Genomic DNA, 14,635 nt, shown 5'->3' on the forward strand with positions numbered 1-14,635 from the left:
ATTTTTACACAACAGGTTTCGGGGGCGTGGCGGGGGCGGGGCGTTCCGCGTCTTGGGTCGCGTCCTTGACGATTCTTTCGAGCACGGCGAGGTAGTCGAAAAACTGTTTCTGCCCCTCGGCGGTGATCGTGCAATGGGTGTGGGGGCGGTTGTTTTCATAGCCCTTTTCCACGGTGACCAGCCCGGCGTCTTGCAGGACCTTGATATGGCGGCTCAGATTGCCGTCGGTCAGGTCGCAGAGCCGTTTGAGATCGACGAAGGAGAGGCCCTTGGGGTGCGAGACCAGCGAGGTCAGCAGCCCAAGCCGGGCCTTTTCGTGAATGGTCCGTTCGAGCCCGTCATAGGAAAACCGGGCGCGGTTGCGATCCTCAGTCATGGCAGGGGTCTCCTTTGCGGGTTTTTGCGCTTTTCCGGGGCCCAGTGGAGCAGGCAGGCCAGAAGGATCTGGCCGAGGCCGAACGGCAGGCCCATGGCCCAAGGGGTGATGGCTGTGGCCTGGGCCGAGATCAAGAGGACGAGCAGCCCCGCGACGAGATACCAGCCCGCGGCGAAGAGCGTGTTGCGCGGCAGCATCGAGGTGGCGGCAAAGAGGCCAAGCGCGAGGAGGATCTGCCAGAGCCCCGGTAAGATCCACGTGATCTCAGGGGTTTGCGTCAGGATGATCCAGCCGAGCGCGGCCCCGGCAATGAGGCAGGGCAGGAATTTTTGCAAGATCGCCCAGAGCAGATTTGAGGCGTTTGGGCCGTGGGTGCGGCGGGTGAGGGCGTAGGTCTCGATGGCGATGAGCGCGGTGCTGAGGCAGGCGAGGGCGATCCAGGGGAGGAGGGACGTGTCGCCGCCGGTCAGGGCCTGCAGCGTCGCGAGCCCGAGGGCCAGAGCGCCGGTGAGAGCGATCACCAGAGGGCCAAACCCCTGAAATAGCTGCACGTCCGCAATCTGACTGCGGATGTTCGAGATATCGTCCAGGGCGCGCTGTAGCTCGGTCATGGAGTTCTTTGTATTGCAAAGTGATCTCTCGGGCAAGGGGGATTTGGTTGCCAAAATGGCGTTTGCGGCTTTGCGGTATCACGTCGGTATTGCGACGGTAACACGACTGTGGCGGGATCAGACTGCCAGGTGCAGGAGCATCACGATCGCCATTCCCATCATCATCAGGTTTTCCGTCAGGCTGACGAAGCCAAGCGGCACGTTCGAGCCGCCGCCCACGCAGGCGCATTTCAGCTTGCGCTTGTCGATATAGACCGCCTTGAACACGCTGACAGCGCCGATGGTGGAGATAAAGAGCGCGGCGGGGGCGGACAGCGGCGTCAGGATCATGCCGGTCATCAGGACGCCTGCGCCGACCTCGACCCAAGGGTAGACATAGGCGTAAGGCACCCATTTTCGCGCCAGCAGATCGTAGTTGAGAAACATCGTGGTAAAGCTCTCGATGTCGCGGAGCTTTTGCATGCCGAGCAGGATCATCGACAGCGAGATGAACCAGCCCAGTGTCTGCCAGGTGAGCGCGCCGAGAAAGCCGATGGAGAGCGCCAGCGCGGTGGCGGCGGCCACGGCAAAGAGGTAGATCACCGGTCGGTAGGTGGTGGCATCCGGGTCGTAACCGGTCAGCTTTTGGCGTAGCGCGTCATAGCCGCCGACACGCGTGCCGTCGATCCAGACCTGTGGCGTGGTGGGCACGTCATGGGCGGCCTTAAAAGCATCGACCTCGGCGCGCTCGCGAAACAGCCGGTCATCGACCTCGAACCCTTTGCTCTGCAAAAGCCAGCGCGCCTTTTGCCCCGCCGGGCAGAGATGGTCTGGCAGGGCCATGCGGTAGAGAACGGCGGTTTTGCCGGTGGCCGCCGTGGCGGGATCGGTGGTCACATCGGCAACATTGCGCGTGGTCTCGGGCATGGCGGGGCTCCTTCATGTCTGGGATCTGAGACGACCCATATAAGGTGAAACGTAATGGGGGCGGGGCTTGGTTCCATAAGGGCGGGGCGTCGTGGGGACGCAAAGATGCCAAAAAATCGTCTCAAAACCTTGCAACACTGCGGGAGTGAACAGAGTAGAGTGTAGAGAGTGCTATGAGTATTGTCCCGTTTTTTGCAGCGCTGAGGCGCTGTTTCGACTATTCCGGAACCATGTCGCGCGCCGATTTCGGCTGTTTTCTGGGGTGGCTTTTGCTGCTCACGATTGGCTGGCGTCTGATCACCCACAGTTGGATGCCCGTGCTGTTGCTGGCCTTGCCGCCGTTGGTCTCGGCCATGGTACGGCGCAGCCGGGACGCCCGCCCGGAGGAGGTGCGGGTGATGCTGCTGTTGATGGCCACGCCGCTCGTTTTCGCGTTTCTCTACGCTATGATGATCGCCCTCGGGGAGCGGATCACCGGGGGGACATGGCCCGATCTTCTGTTTCAGATCCCGGTTGCGATCGTCGCCGTGGCGCTCTGGGGGCTGATCTTGCTCTCTCTGCTGGTGCGGGAAGGGGCGGAGAAGAAGGTGCAGGAAGCGCAGCCCGATCCTGATGCGGAACGTGCAAGGGCACAGGCCTTGATCACCGAGATGTCCGACCAGATTGCAAGGAAACTGGGGTTTCCGAACGAACCGGCGGCAAAGCCGAAACTGCCCCCGGATGGCAAAGAAATTGCAGAGACCTTCAAATTGCTCAAGCTGCTTTGCGCGAAGTATTCGCATGGAATGGCTTCGCCGAACTTTGAGAAGACTGCGGAAATGATGCGCAAAACGTTGATGGCTGGCGGGTGGGTCGAGGCAGATGCCGATACCACAGAACGCGCGCCAGAGCGGTTCCAGGGAACGCTGGAAGTTCTCTTTCCAAAAAAAGGGCCTTGGGAAGCCACGCCCGAGGGTGTTACCGCCTTCATTCATCCCCATCACCCGGAGGCACTTGCGGTCATTGAATTTAAGCATGCCTATCCTCAAACGAACCAAAACTTCAGGTTTCTCCTGTCACCAGACCTGGCTGAGGCCGCAGCGCGGATGGGGGTGGATTCGATATTTTATCGCTCATACCCTGACAGCTTTCAGGTCAGGCAGCTCGACGTCGGGCTCGCAATCGGGGGCAGTTCCCTACGTGCGGGGCGTGACGGATTGTCCACGTTTTTAACGATACGTAAGCTTTCGCAGGCCGCGCTTGAGAACGCGCCGGGCTGCGCGGCGGGCTATGTCGAGCTGGGCTTTGACGAGCAGTGTTTCTAGCGAGGGCTGCCTTTGCACCGTGGAGGCGGCGTGTCTCCGGCCCCGCCCCTTCAGGTCACGATGAGCGCCCTTGCCTCGGGGGTTCTGCGCCAGGTTTGCAGCGCCTCGAGACAGGCGGTGACGGTGCGGCGGGGGTGGCGGAGCGCGTGGCCGGCGGCGAGCTGGAGCGGCGGCAGGTCGCCTGAGAGCGGCCGGGCCAGGAGCGCGTCATTGCCATAGCTGCGGTCGGTGAGCGGGCGCATGTTGAGCAGGGCGATGCCATGGCCCGCGCCGACGAGGCTTCGGACCATTTCAGTGGCGGTGGCCCGGGCGGCGATGCGGGGGCGCAACCCGGCCGTGGCAAAGAGGCTCTCGACATAGGGGCGGGCGACGGGGCGGTCGAGCTGGACCAGCGGGTGATCGGCCACATCGGCGAGGCTTGGGCAGGGGATCTGGCCGAGCGGATGGCCCTCGGGCATCAGCACATAGGGCGGCAGGTCGAGCAGCGGGGTGAGCGCGATGCCGGGGCGCAGATCGCCGCCGGTGAAGAGGATGAGATCGAGCGCGCCGGACAAGAGCGCCTCTTGCGCGCTGTCATTGTCATGTTCGCTGAGCTCGAGCGTGATGCCGGGATGGTCGCGCAAAAGCGGCCCGAGCGCATGCGGCAGGAAGGCGGGCGCCACCGGGGCGTAATAGCCGATGCGCAGCGGCCCGGCGAGGCGGCGGGCCTGTTGCCGGCCCCAGTCGAGCGTCTCGCCATACTCCTCGAGCAAGACACGGAGCCGGGCGGCGAGCGCCCGCGCCTCGGGCGTCGGAGTGATCCCCTTGGCGCGGCTGCGGATCAGGAGATCGGCGCCCATCTCTTCCTCGACCTGGGTGAGGGCGGCGGCGACGGCGGAGGGCGCGATATGGAGCTGTGCCGCGGCCCCGGTGATCGAGCCGCAATCCACCACGGTGACAAAGGCGCGGAGCGCGCGCAGCGACAGGCGCAGGTCGGGGGGCATGGTCTATCCTCTGATAATCAGAGGTAGTTTCAATATTAATTCTGTTTTTGCAAGATCGAGCGGCGTGGCAGGATGGCGGCCTGTGAGACCTGTCAGAACGACTGCTTGGAAAGGCTGCCCCATGAGCGAGAATGAGAGCCCCGCGCCGCATCTGCCCGGCTGGAACCATATCCCCGATGTGCCGGTGGCGGTGTCGCCGTTTTTCAGCTGGCCGCCCGAGCCGCGGCGGATGGTGCGCTGGGTCCGGCTGCGCTGGTTCGCGCTGGCCGAGAATGTGATCCTTGTGGGCATCGCGCTTGTGTCCTGGGCGTGGTTTCAGCCGTCGATGGAGGCGGCGCGCACGCTGTCGCTCGACTGGGTCGCGGCGATCTGGCTGCGCAACATGGTGCTCATGTGCCTCGTGGCCGGGGGGCTGCATTGGTTTTTCTACATGCGGCACGGGCAGGGCAAGCGGCTCAAATACGATGCGCGGCCCTTGATGACCAAGGGGCGGCAGTTCAATTTCGGCGGCCAGGTGCGCGACAATATGTTCTGGAGCCTCACCAGCGGGGTGGGGTTCTGGACCGGCTATGAGGTGCTGATGTTCTGGGCCATGGCGAACGGCTGGGCGCCGCATCTGAGCTGGGCCGGGAGCCCGGTGTGGTTCGTGCTGTTGTTCCCGCTGACGCCGGTGTGGATTTCGTTCCATTTCTACTGGATTCACCGGGCGCTGCATTGGGGGCCGCTCTATCGGTTGGCGCATGGGCTGCATCATCGCAACGTCAATGTCGGGCCGTGGTCGGGGCTGTCGATGCATCCGGTGGAGCATCTGATGTTCTTCAGCTCGGTTCTCATCCATGTCATCGTGCCAGCGCATCCGCTGCATATCCTGTTTCACATGCAGCATCAGGCGCTGACGGCGGCGACCTCGCATACGGGCTATGAGAGCCTTCTGGTCAAGGATCGGCAGGCGCTGGCGCTGGGGACGTTTCATCACCAGATGCATCATCGCTATTTCGAGGTGAATTACGGCAATCTCGAAGTGCCCTGGGACAAGTGGTTCGGCTCGTTCCACGATGGCACGGCGGAGGCGCATGAGCGGCTCAAATCGCGGCGCGGGCGGGCGGGCTGAGGCTAGCTTGCGTCGGGGTGATTGCGGCCCCAGATGGCGGCGGCGTCGCGGGCGATGAGGCGGCGCTGCAGCTGATCGAGCTCGGCCAGGGCGCGGCGGCGGTCGCCGGTGCGGGCCAGCGCCTTGTCAAAGGCGCGCGCGACCGAGCGCGGCCGCCACGGCAAGAGTGCCCCCGCGAGCCAGCGGCGCAGTTCGGCGGGCAGGCGGTCATATTCCTGCATCGCGGGCCGGCTGTGGCGTTTTGCGGGCAGGGTCGAGCGGCCCGTGTTGCGACCTGTATTGCGGCGGGAGTTGCGGCCTGTGGTGCGGGGCATGGTGGCGTCCGGGTTGGGAATCTCCCGGGATTGATATGTTATACTGTATCACGCCGCAAGGGGGCGCGGGCCGAGGCCGGGCGCGGGGCTGCCGCGATCAGCCCGTGGCGCTGTTGAGCAGGATGAAGATCAGGGCCGACATGGCGGCGGCGGCGGGCACGGTGATCACCCAGGCCGCGACGATGGTCATGAAATGGCTGCGACGGACGAGCTTGCGGCGGCGGCGTTCTTCGGCGGGCAGGCGGCGGGTCTGCCCCGAGGCGGCGAGGCCCTGGCGCAGGCGGCGCTCCATATACCATTCGCGGAAGAAGCCGACGCCAAAGACGCCGCCCACGGCGATATGGGTCGAGCTCACCGGCAGGCCGAGCCAGGAGGCGATGATCACGGTGATGGCCGCCGAAAGGGCCACGCAATAGGCGCGCATCGGGTTGAGCTTGGTGATCTGGCTGCCGACCATGCGGATCAGTTTCGGGCCGAAGAGGAAGAGGCCGAAGGAGATCCCCGCCGCGCCGATCACCATGACCCAGAGCGGGATCGCGACCTTGTCGGCGAAATTGCCCTCTTGGGCGGCATGGACGATGGCGGCGAGCGGGCCCACCGCATTGGCCACGTCATTGGCGCCATGGGCGAAGGAGAGAAGCGCGGCCGAAAGGATGAGCGGCAGGCCGAAGAGCGTCTTGAGCGAGCGGTTGCGGTTTTCGAGCCCTTCCGACTGACGCCGGATGAGCGGCCGGGTGATGAGCCATGTCAGCAGCCCGAGCCCGAGCCCGATCAGCAGCGCGGAGGGCAGGTCGATGGAGATCACCCGCTTGAGCCCCTTGAGGGCCAGATAGGCCGCGAATGTGCCGGCCATGACGCCGACCAGCACGGGCACCCAGACGCGGGCGGCGGCGATCTTGTCGTCGCGGTAGATGATCCGGTCCTTGATCAGGGCGAGGAAGGCAGCGGCGATGATGCCGCCGAGCACCGGGCTGATGACCCAGGAGGCGGCGATCTGGCCCATGGTGGGCCAGTTGACCGCGCCAAACCCCGCCGCCGCGATGCCCGCGCCCATGACGCCGCCGACGACGCTATGGGTGGTGGAGACCGGCGCGCCGAGTTTCGTCGCGAGGTTGACCCAGAGCGCGGCGGACAGAAGCGCCGCCATCATCGCCCAGATGAAGGTGCGGGTTTCGGACATGCCGGAAGGGTCGATGATGCCCTTGGAGATGGTCGAGACCACGTCGCCGCCCGCCAAGAGCGCGCCGGCGCTTTCGCAGACCGCCGCGATGAGGATGGCGCTGCCCATGCTGAGCGCGTTGGCGCCCACCGCGGGCCCCATGTTGTTGGCCACGTCATTGGCGCCGATGTTAAGCGCCATATAGGCCCCGAAGACGGCGGCGGTGATGACGACGAAGCGTTCGGGTTCGGTGCCCAGAAAGAGCGAGGCGAGAAGCCCGGCGATCACCAGAAAGGCCAGCGAAATCCCCATGCCGACAAGCGGGCGCGACACATAGCTGGTGGCGTATTCCATATGGGAAATACGCCCCAGATCCTTGTCGAGGGTCTTCCATTGATTGTGGCTGGTCGGTTCGCTCATCCGCGGCCCCGTTTGCTATGGTCGCGCAGACCGCTAGTGCCTTTGGTCGCGGGTTTCAATCGCTGCCCGGGGCTTCGTGACAATTTTGTAACGATTTTTTGACACCGAGGCCGTGGGCCGTGCGGATCAGAGCGCGCGCAGGATTTCGGCCAGTTCCGGCTCGTCCACCCGGTCGGCGGCCTGTTCGGGGCTCAGCCAGAGCCGGGCGCGTTCGGCCCGTTCGGGATAGTCGCGGGCAAGATCGGCCACCTCGACGCGGAACAGTTCGACCCGCACCGGGGCCGGGTAGCCGCCATCAAGCTGCTTGTCGTAATGGTAATGGCCGATATGGGCGGGCTCGGTCTCGGTCGGGGTGACGCCGCCCTCTTCCCAAGCCTCGATCAGCGCCGCCTCGGCGGTGGCGCAGCCATCCATCAGCCAGCCCTTGGGCAGCACCCAGCGGCCGGTGTCCCGGCTGGTGATCATCAGTACTTCGAGCCCGGCGCCGCCGGTCCGCAGGCAGAGCGCCGCCACCTGAAGCTCGGGCGGTCGCCGCAGCAGGGGCTGGACCATTTCGGCCCAGGCACGTTTCAATCCATCGGTCATAGCTATCCTGTCGGCTGCTCGCAGAGCCATTCGTGTTTTTGTCGTTGATGAGGGCAATATAGGGTGTTTTCAGGGAGATATCAAATAATGAGCTCTCAAGACCTCCGTGATCGACCCCGACAACAGCGTGTTTCCGCCTCCTTTCGTCACCGCGCGGTGGCTCAACCTTGCCATCTGGAGGTTAACATCCCGTCAAAATCGCGCCGGTGATCAAACGTTTTTTTCGCCCGGCCGTTAGCAAAGCCTCAACCTCTCTGGGGTAGATGTGAGGGGCGAGGGAAAGTCGCGGCGGTGCTCAGGGCCGGGCTGATAGCGATGGGCGGCTGTCGAGAGCGTGAACTACCTGCCGCGCGGTTTTGCGCGCAAGGTGGGGTCGGCCTGGGTCGGGTCCTCGGGCCAGGGATGTTTGGGATAGCGGCCGCGCATGTCCTTGCGCACGTCGGCGTAGGAACTCGCCCAGAAGCCGGGCAGGTCCATCGTGGTCTGCACCGGGCGGCCCGCCGGGGACAGGAGCGTGACGCGCAAGGGCGTGCCGGCGACATTCGGGTGGGTTTTCTGGCCGAACATTTCCTGCAGGCGGAGGGAGATTTCCGGGGCCTCGCCGGAATAGTCGATGGGAATGTCGCGCCCCAGCGGTGTGGTGAAGCGGCCCGGCACCGATTGGTCGAGCGCCTGCATCTGGCCCCAGTCGAGCCGGGCGCGGAGCGCGTCGAGCATGTCGAAGCGCTTCCAATCCGCGGCGCTGCGCAGGCCGGTGAGATAGGGCAGAAGCCAGCTCTCGAGCGTGTCGAGCAGGGCCGCGTCGGACATGTCGGGCAGGTCCATCCCGCCCGCGCGGGCGAGCATCACGCGGGCGCGGAAGCGGCGCGCCGGGTCGGACCAGCTCAGCCCCAGCTCGCGCACCCCGTCGAGCATGGCGCGGGCCAGCGCCTCGGGCGGGGCGTCCTTCCAGACGCGGTCGTCGAGCACCAGCGCGCCGAACCGTTCGTGACGCCGCGCCAGCACTCGGCGGTCGCGGCTGTCCCAGAGGCAGAGGTCCTGCCAGCCGATGCGGTCGCTGTAGAGTGTGCGCAGCTCGGCCTCGGAAAGGGCGATGGCCTGCCGGATGCGGGCCTCGCGGCGGTCGCCGTCGAGATCGGTGGCCACGATGAGCCGGGTCGCGGCGAGCGTGTCCTCCTCGGCAAAGACCGCGCCCTTGCCGCCTGAGAGCACATAGCGCGGCGCGTCGCCCGCGCGGCGCAGCCCGACGCGGTCGGGATAGGCGAGCGCGGCCATTTGCGCGGCGCTGAGATCGGGATGCGCCGGTTTCGGCGCGAGCCGGGCGAGGCGTTTGGCCTCTTGCGTGATGCGGGTCAGCGCCGGGCGGTTGGGCGTGTGGGGCGAGCGCGCGGCGAAGCCTTTGGGATCGCGCAGGGCGGCGAGGCGCAGGGTCAGATCGCTCGGCGCGCTGCGCGGCAACGGATCGCGGTCGGCGAGAAGGGCGGCGAGCGGCGCGGCCTCGGGACCGGCCAGTGCCAGCATATGCGCCAGACGCGGGTGCAGCGGCATGGTGGCGAGGCGGCGGCCATGCTCGGTGATGTGCCCCACCTCATCGAGCGCGCCGAGGAGCTGCAACAGCGCCTGCGCCTCGGCATAGCTGCGCGGGTTGGGCTGGGTCAGGAAGGGCAGGGCGTCGGGCGCCGCACCCCAGAGCGCCAGATCGAGCGCCAGACCGGCGAGATCCGCGGCCTCGATCTCGGCCGGGGGGAAGGCGGCGAGGCCGCCTTCTTCGCCGCGGGTCCAGAGCCGGTAGCAGATCCCCGGCGCGACACGGCCGGCGCGGCCAGCGCGCTGGGTCGCCTCGGCGCGGGTGACGCGTTCGGTGATGAGGCGCGACATGCCGGCACCGGGATCGAACCGGGCGCGGCGGGCGCGGCCGGCGTCGACCACGACGCGGATGTCTTCGATGGTCAGCGAGGTTTCGGCGATCGAGGTGGCGAGCACGATCTTGCGCCCCGAGGCGACGGGCGCGATGGCGGCGCGTTGCTCGGCGAAGGGCATCGCGCCATAGAGCGGGCGCAGCACGCAGCCCTTGGGCAGGCCGGGGGCGAGCAGGGCCTCGGTGCGGCGGATTTCGCCCTCGCCGGGGAGAAAGACGAGCACGCCGCCTTCGGTCTCGGAAAGGGCCTCGGTCACGAGATCGGCGGTTGCCTCGGGCAGCCGGGCCTTGGGGCCGAGCGGGCGGTCGAGCCAGCGGGTCTCGACCGGGTAGCTGCGACCCTCGGAGGTGATCACCGGCGCATTGCCCATGAGCGCGGCGACGGGGCCTGCGTCGAGCGTGGCGGACATCGGCAGCAAGATCAGGTCGTCGCGCAGCGCCTCGCGGATTTCGAGGCAGAGGGCGAGGCCGAGATCGGCATTGAGCGAGCGTTCGTGAAATTCGTCAAAGAGCACCGCGCCCACGCCCGGCAGGTCGGGGTCGGATTGGATCATCCGTGTCAGGATGCCTTCGGTCACCACTTCGATCTGGGTGCGGGGGCCGCATTTCGCCTCGCCCCGGATGCGGTAGCCGACGGTGTCGCCGGGGCTCTCGCCCAGCGTTTCCGCCAGCCGTTCGGCGGCGGCGCGGGCGGCGAGGCGGCGCGGTTCGAGCATCAGAATGCGCCCCGAGGTGAGCCCGGCCTGCAAGAGCGCCAGCGGCACCACGGTCGTCTTGCCGGCGCCGGGCGGGGCCTGCAGCACGGCGCGGCCATGGGCGCGCAGGGCAGCCACCAGTTCGGGCAGGCAGTCATGGATGGGCAGGGTCGCGGTCATGGCCGCTTTATCCGTCATCGGCGGGCGATTGGCCAGTGTTCCGGTGGCGGCGCGGTGGCGGCGCGGGGCGGTTCGGGCTGGACATCGGCGCGCGGCCCCGTGCATGTATCGGGTCGGCAAGAAATGGCAGGCGGGGGGACCGGGCGCGACATGAATATCACAGAGCTGAGCGAGCGGATCACGCGCGGCGACCGGCGGGCGCTGTCGCGGGGGATCACCCTTGTGGAAAGCAGCCGCGACGACCATCGCGCGCAGGCGGCGGAGCTGCTCGACCTGTTGCGGGGCAGCGGGCGGGAGGCGCTGCGCATCGGGCTCTCGGGCACGCCGGGGGTGGGCAAATCCACCTTCATCGAAGGCTTTGGCATGTATCTGCTGGACCAAGGCAAGAGCGTCGCGGTTCTGGCGGTTGACCCGTCGAGCGCGCGCTCGGGCGGCTCGATCCTTGGTGACAAGACCCGGATGGAGCGGCTGTCGCGGGCCAAGGGCGCCTTTATCCGGCCTTCGCCGAGCCAGAGTCAGCTTGGCGGTGTGGCGCGGCGGTCGCGGGAGGCGGTGGCGCTCTGCGAGGCGGCGGGGTTCGATGTGGTGCTGATCGAAACGGTGGGCGTCGGCCAGTCCGAGACCATGGTGGCCGAGATGGCCGATCTGTTCTTGCTGCTGCTGGCCCCGGCGGGGGGCGATGAATTGCAAGGCGTCAAGCGCGGCATCATGGAGATTGCCGATCTGATCCTCGTCAACAAGGCCGATGGCGATCTGAAATCCACCGCGATGCGGACCTGTGCGGATTACGCGGGGGCGCTGCGCCTGTTGCGCAAACGGGCGCAGGACCCGGAGGGGTTTCCCAAGGCGATGACGGTCTCGGCGCTGGAACTGGCGGGGTTTTCAGAGGCTTGGGGCGAGATGTGTGCGCTCACCCAGTGGCGGCGTGAGACCGGGCATTTCGCGGCGCGGCGGGCCGAGCAGGCGCGCTATTGGTTCGGGGAAGAGGTGCGGCATGCGCTCTTGGCGCAGTTGCAGAACGGGCCGGCGCGGCAGGATATGGCCGAGCTCGCCGAGGCGGTGGCCGCGGGCGACATGGCGGTGAGCGCCGCCGCCCGCGAGATGCTGAGCCGCTTGGGCCGTTAGGGCGTTTTGCCGAGATCGGCGAGGATCGGGCAATCGGGCCGGTGGTCGCCGGCGCAGGCCTCGACCAGATCGGCGAGCGTGGCGCGCATCTGCCGGAGCTCGGCGATTTTCTCGTCGATCCGGGCGAGGTGGTCGCTGGCCAGCGCCTTGACCTCGGCGCTTTCGCGGTTGCGATCCTCGTAGAGCGTCATCAGCAGGCGGCAATCCTCGATGGAAAAGCCAAGCGCCCGGGCACGGCCGAGAAAGGCCAGCTTGTGCATGTCCTGTTCGCTATAGTCGCGGTAGCCATTGGGGCGGCGCGCGGGCGTCACGAGGCCGATGTCCTCGTAATAGCGGATCGTCTTGGCGGGCAGCCGGGCGCGGTCGGCGACATCTCCGATATTCATGCGGTGACCTCCTGTCTGGCGCGGGCCTGCCCGGCGGGGGTGGTGCCGCCGGGGGTTTCCGAGAGCGCGGCGCTGAGCCCGCGCAGGCGCAGCGCATTGCTGAGCACGAAGACCGAGCTCAGCGCCATGGCCCCGGCCGCCAGCATCGGCGACAGCAGGAGGCCAAAGGCCGGGTAGAGCACGCCCGCCGCCACCGGGATCAGCGCCACGTTATAGCCAAAGGCCCAAACGAGGTTCTGCCTTATGTTGCGCAGCGTGGCGCCCGAGACATGCAGCGCGTTGACCACGCCGCGCAGATCGCCGGACATCAGCACCACATCGGCGCTTTCAATCGCCACATCGGTGCCGGTGCCGATGGCAATGCCGACATCGGCATGGGCGAGGGCGGGCGCGTCATTGATGCCGTCGCCGACAAAGGCGAGCTTTTCGCCATGGGTGCGCAGATGGTCGAGCGCCGCCACCTTGCCGTCGGGCAGCACATCGGCGACCACCGTGTCGATGCCGGCCTCGCGGGCGATGGCGCGGGCGGTGGCCTCTTTGTCGCCGGTGATCATCGCGACCCGCAGGCCCCGGTCATGCAGCGCGGCGATGGCGGCGCGGCTGGCCGGTTTGATCGGGTCCGAGACGCCGATCACGGCGGCGGCCTCTCCGTCGAGCGCCACGTAGAAGGCGGTGCGCCCGCGCTCGGCCATGGCCTCGGCCACCGGGTCAAGATGGGAGCTGTCGACGCCCTCGCGGGCGAGCAGCCGGGCGGCACCAACCAGCACCTCTTTGCCCGCCACCATGGCCGTGACGCCATGGCCTGCGATGGCCTCGAAATCGCTGGCCTCGAGCGTTGCCACGCCTTCCGCGCGAGCGGCGCGCAGGATGGCTTCGGCGATGGGGTGTTCCGAGCGGGCCTCGACCGCGGCGACGGCGGCGAGAAGATCGGCGCGGGTCACGCCCTCGGCCAGATGCAGATCGGTGAGCTCCGGGCGGCCTTCGGTGATGGTGCCGGTCTTGTCAAAGGCCACGATGTCGATCTCGGAGAGCTGTTGCAGCGCGTCGCCCTTGCGAAAGAGCACGCCGAGCCCGGCGGCGCGGCCGGTGCCGACCATGATCGAGGTCGGCGTGGCGAGCCCCATGGCACAGGGGCAGGCGATGATCAGCACCGAGACCGCCGCCACCAGCGCGTGCGAGAGCGCCGGGCTCGGCCCGAAGGCGAGCCATGCGGCGAGCGTGGCCAGCGCCACGGCGATCACCGCGGGCACGAACCAGAGGGTGATCCGGTCCACCAGACCCTGGATCGGCAGGCGGGCGCCTTGCGCCTCTTCGACCATGCGGATGATCTGGGCCAGGGTGGTGTCCGCGCCGACGCGGGTGGCGCGGAACTCGAAGCTGCCGGTGCCGTTGACGGTGCCGCCGGTGACCGCATCGCCGGGGGTTTTCGCCACGGGCAGCGGCTCGCCGGTGATCATGCTCTCGTCGATATTGGCGCGGCCTTCGGTCAGCTCGCCATCGACGGGGATGCGTTCGCCGGGGCGCACCACGAGGATGTCACCGGGCTGCAGATCGTCGACGGCGCGGGTGGTGATCTCGCCATCGACGCGGACGCGGGCCTCTTTGACCTGCAGGCCGAGAAGTTTCTCGATGGCGGCCCCGGTGCGGCCGCGGGCGCGGGCCTCCATCCAGCGGCCCAGCAGGATGAGCACGACGATCACCGCCGCCGCCTCGAAATAGACGGCGCGGGCGGAGGCGGGCAGCAGCGCGGGCGCAAAGAGCGCCACCAGCGAATAGAGATAGGCGGCCCCGGTGCCGAGCGCCACGAGGCTGTTCATGTCGGGCGCGCCGCGAAAGAGCGCGGGAAAGCCCTTGGTGTAGAAGCTGCGGCCGGGGATGAAGAGCACGAGGCTGGTGAGGAGGAACTGAAGGATCCAGCTCGTCTCATGGCCGATGCTCTGGCCGATCAGCGCGTGCATGCCGGGGATCACATGGCTGCCCATTTCCAGCACGAAGACCGGCAGGGCGAGGGCGGCGGCAAACCAGGTGCGGCGGGCGAGATGGCGGGCCTCTTCGGCCTTGCGCGCGCTTTGCGTCGGGCGGGGCGTTGTGGCGTTATCGGTGCCGCCACCATCCGGGCCGCCATCTGGGCCACCGGAGCGCAATGTCGCCGGGTAGCCCGCGTCGCGGGCGGCTTTGAGCACGGCTTGCACGTCGCCCGCGCCCTCGGCGAGGGTGACCGAGGCGCTTTCAGCGGCAAGGTTCACATGGGCGTCGATCACGCCGGGGGCGGCGGCCAGCGCCTTTTGCACCCGGCCGACGCAGGAGGCGCAGGACATGCCGGCGATGTCGAGCCGCAGCTCTTGGGTGCGGGCCGGGTAGCCTGCCGCCTCAAGCGCCGCGATGGCGGCGGCGAGGCCGGTGGCGTCGGTTGTGATGCGGGCGCTTTCATTGGCGAGGTTCACATGGGCCTCGGAGACGCCGGGGGCGGATTTGAGCGCCGCCTCGGCCCGTCCCACGCAGGAGGCACAGGAGAGGTTTGAGAGCGAAAGCTGATATGTCTGGGCCGTGGTCATGGCTGAT

Annotated in this window: 13 protein-coding genes; 3 read left to right on the forward strand and 10 right to left on the reverse strand. The window is 67.5% G+C overall.

Annotation, left to right across the window (positions count from 1 at the left end):
- Window positions 1–4: 4 nt before the first annotated feature.
- From ISM_RS11455 to ISM_RS11465, 3 genes are all read right to left on the reverse strand, one after another.
- Window positions 5–376, reverse strand: a complete 372-nt coding sequence (locus ISM_RS11455) for a transcriptional regulator (RefSeq protein ID WP_009814334.1) — start codon at window positions 374–376, stop codon at window positions 5–7.
- A complete protein-coding gene (locus tag ISM_RS11460; RefSeq protein ID WP_009814335.1) occupies window positions 373–987 on the reverse strand; it encodes a hypothetical protein in 615 nt (204 codons plus the stop codon). Before ISM_RS11460 ends, ISM_RS11455 begins: the two co-directional genes overlap by 4 nt.
- Window positions 988–1,104: 117 nt before the next feature.
- Window positions 1,105–1,893 carry a MauE/DoxX family redox-associated membrane protein gene (locus ISM_RS11465; RefSeq protein WP_009814336.1) on the reverse strand — a complete coding sequence of 263 codons (789 nt, stop codon included), beginning with the start codon at window positions 1,891–1,893 and terminating at the stop codon, window positions 1,105–1,107.
- A gap of 173 nt (window positions 1,894–2,066) precedes the next feature.
- Here ISM_RS11465 and ISM_RS11470 point away from each other — a divergent pair, with 173 nt between their 5' ends.
- Entirely contained in the window at window positions 2,067–3,197 is a 1,131-nt protein-coding gene (locus tag ISM_RS11470; RefSeq protein ID WP_156783373.1) for a hypothetical protein, read from the forward strand.
- Window positions 3,198–3,247: 50 nt separating this feature from the next.
- Here the strand turns inward: ISM_RS11470 and ISM_RS11475 are convergent, their stop codons facing one another.
- Window positions 3,248–4,180: a LysR family transcriptional regulator gene (locus ISM_RS11475; RefSeq protein ID WP_009814338.1), complete on the reverse strand. Its 933-nt coding sequence runs from the start codon at window positions 4,178–4,180 to the stop codon at window positions 3,248–3,250.
- A gap of 121 nt (window positions 4,181–4,301) precedes the next feature.
- Between ISM_RS11475 and ISM_RS11480 the strand changes: the two genes are divergently transcribed.
- Window positions 4,302–5,291, forward strand: coding sequence for a sterol desaturase family protein (locus ISM_RS11480; protein WP_009814339.1), 990 nt, complete (start codon window positions 4,302–4,304; stop codon window positions 5,289–5,291).
- 2 nt (window positions 5,292–5,293) lie between these two features.
- Here ISM_RS11480 and ISM_RS11485 read toward each other — a convergent pair whose 3' ends face one another.
- The 4 genes from ISM_RS11485 to hrpB all read right to left on the reverse strand — a co-directional run bounded on the left by ISM_RS11485 (window position 5,294) and on the right by hrpB (window position 10,580).
- Window positions 5,294–5,605, reverse strand: a complete 312-nt coding sequence (locus tag ISM_RS11485; RefSeq protein ID WP_009814340.1) for a DUF6525 family protein — start codon at window positions 5,603–5,605, stop codon at window positions 5,294–5,296.
- Between the two features lie 97 nt (window positions 5,606–5,702).
- Entirely contained in the window at window positions 5,703–7,184 is a 1,482-nt protein-coding gene (locus tag ISM_RS11490) for an inorganic phosphate transporter (protein ID WP_009814341.1), read from the reverse strand.
- Window positions 7,185–7,310: 126 nt separating this feature from the next.
- Window positions 7,311–7,769: an NUDIX hydrolase gene (locus ISM_RS11495; protein WP_009814342.1), complete on the reverse strand. Its 459-nt coding sequence runs from the start codon at window positions 7,767–7,769 to the stop codon at window positions 7,311–7,313.
- Between the two features lie 339 nt (window positions 7,770–8,108).
- On the reverse strand, window positions 8,109–10,580 hold the full coding sequence (gene hrpB / locus ISM_RS11500; RefSeq protein ID WP_254655679.1) for an ATP-dependent helicase HrpB: 2,472 nt from the start codon (window positions 10,578–10,580) through the stop codon (window positions 8,109–8,111).
- Between the two features lie 132 nt (window positions 10,581–10,712).
- Between hrpB and meaB the strand changes: the two genes are divergently transcribed.
- Window positions 10,713–11,687, forward strand: coding sequence for a methylmalonyl Co-A mutase-associated GTPase MeaB (gene meaB, locus ISM_RS11505; protein WP_040618494.1), 975 nt, complete (start codon window positions 10,713–10,715; stop codon window positions 11,685–11,687).
- Here meaB and cueR read toward each other — a convergent pair.
- Window positions 11,684–12,073, reverse strand: coding sequence for a Cu(I)-responsive transcriptional regulator (cueR, locus tag ISM_RS11510; protein WP_009814345.1), 390 nt, complete (start codon window positions 12,071–12,073; stop codon window positions 11,684–11,686). The genes meaB and cueR overlap by 4 nt on opposite strands.
- Entirely contained in the window at window positions 12,070–14,628 is a 2,559-nt protein-coding gene (locus ISM_RS11515; protein WP_009814346.1) for a heavy metal translocating P-type ATPase, read from the reverse strand. Before ISM_RS11515 ends, cueR begins: the two co-directional genes overlap by 4 nt.
- Window positions 14,629–14,635 lie beyond the last annotated feature (7 nt).

Origin of the sequence: Roseovarius nubinhibens ISM, from assembly GCF_000152625.1 — a bacterium.
GTDB classification, from domain to species: Bacteria; Pseudomonadota; Alphaproteobacteria; order Rhodobacterales; family Rhodobacteraceae; genus Roseovarius; species Roseovarius nubinhibens.

Coding starts and splice junctions, on each gene's coding strand:
- ISM_RS11455 (WP_009814334.1), bottom strand. CDS start 376: ATGACTGAGGATCGCAACCGCGCCCGGTTTTCCTATGACGGGCTCGAA.
- ISM_RS11460 (WP_009814335.1), bottom strand. CDS start 987: ATGACCGAGCTACAGCGCGCCCTGGACGATATCTCGAACATCCGCAGT.
- ISM_RS11465 (WP_009814336.1), bottom strand. CDS start 1,893: ATGCCCGAGACCACGCGCAATGTTGCCGATGTGACCACCGATCCCGCC.
- ISM_RS11470 (WP_156783373.1), top strand. CDS start 2,067: ATGAGTATTGTCCCGTTTTTTGCAGCGCTGAGGCGCTGTTTCGACTAT.
- ISM_RS11475 (WP_009814338.1), bottom strand. CDS start 4,180: ATGCCCCCCGACCTGCGCCTGTCGCTGCGCGCGCTCCGCGCCTTTGTC.
- ISM_RS11480 (WP_009814339.1), top strand. CDS start 4,302: ATGAGCGAGAATGAGAGCCCCGCGCCGCATCTGCCCGGCTGGAACCAT.
- ISM_RS11485 (WP_009814340.1), bottom strand. CDS start 5,605: ATGCCCCGCACCACAGGCCGCAACTCCCGCCGCAATACAGGTCGCAAC.
- ISM_RS11490 (WP_009814341.1), bottom strand. CDS start 7,184: ATGAGCGAACCGACCAGCCACAATCAATGGAAGACCCTCGACAAGGAT.
- ISM_RS11495 (WP_009814342.1), bottom strand. CDS start 7,769: ATGACCGATGGATTGAAACGTGCCTGGGCCGAAATGGTCCAGCCCCTG.
- hrpB (WP_254655679.1), bottom strand. CDS start 10,580: ATGACGGATAAAGCGGCCATGACCGCGACCCTGCCCATCCATGACTGC.
- meaB (WP_040618494.1), top strand. CDS start 10,713: ATGAATATCACAGAGCTGAGCGAGCGGATCACGCGCGGCGACCGGCGG.
- cueR (WP_009814345.1), bottom strand. CDS start 12,073: ATGAATATCGGAGATGTCGCCGACCGCGCCCGGCTGCCCGCCAAGACG.
- ISM_RS11515 (WP_009814346.1), bottom strand. CDS start 14,628: ATGACCACGGCCCAGACATATCAGCTTTCGCTCTCAAACCTCTCCTGT.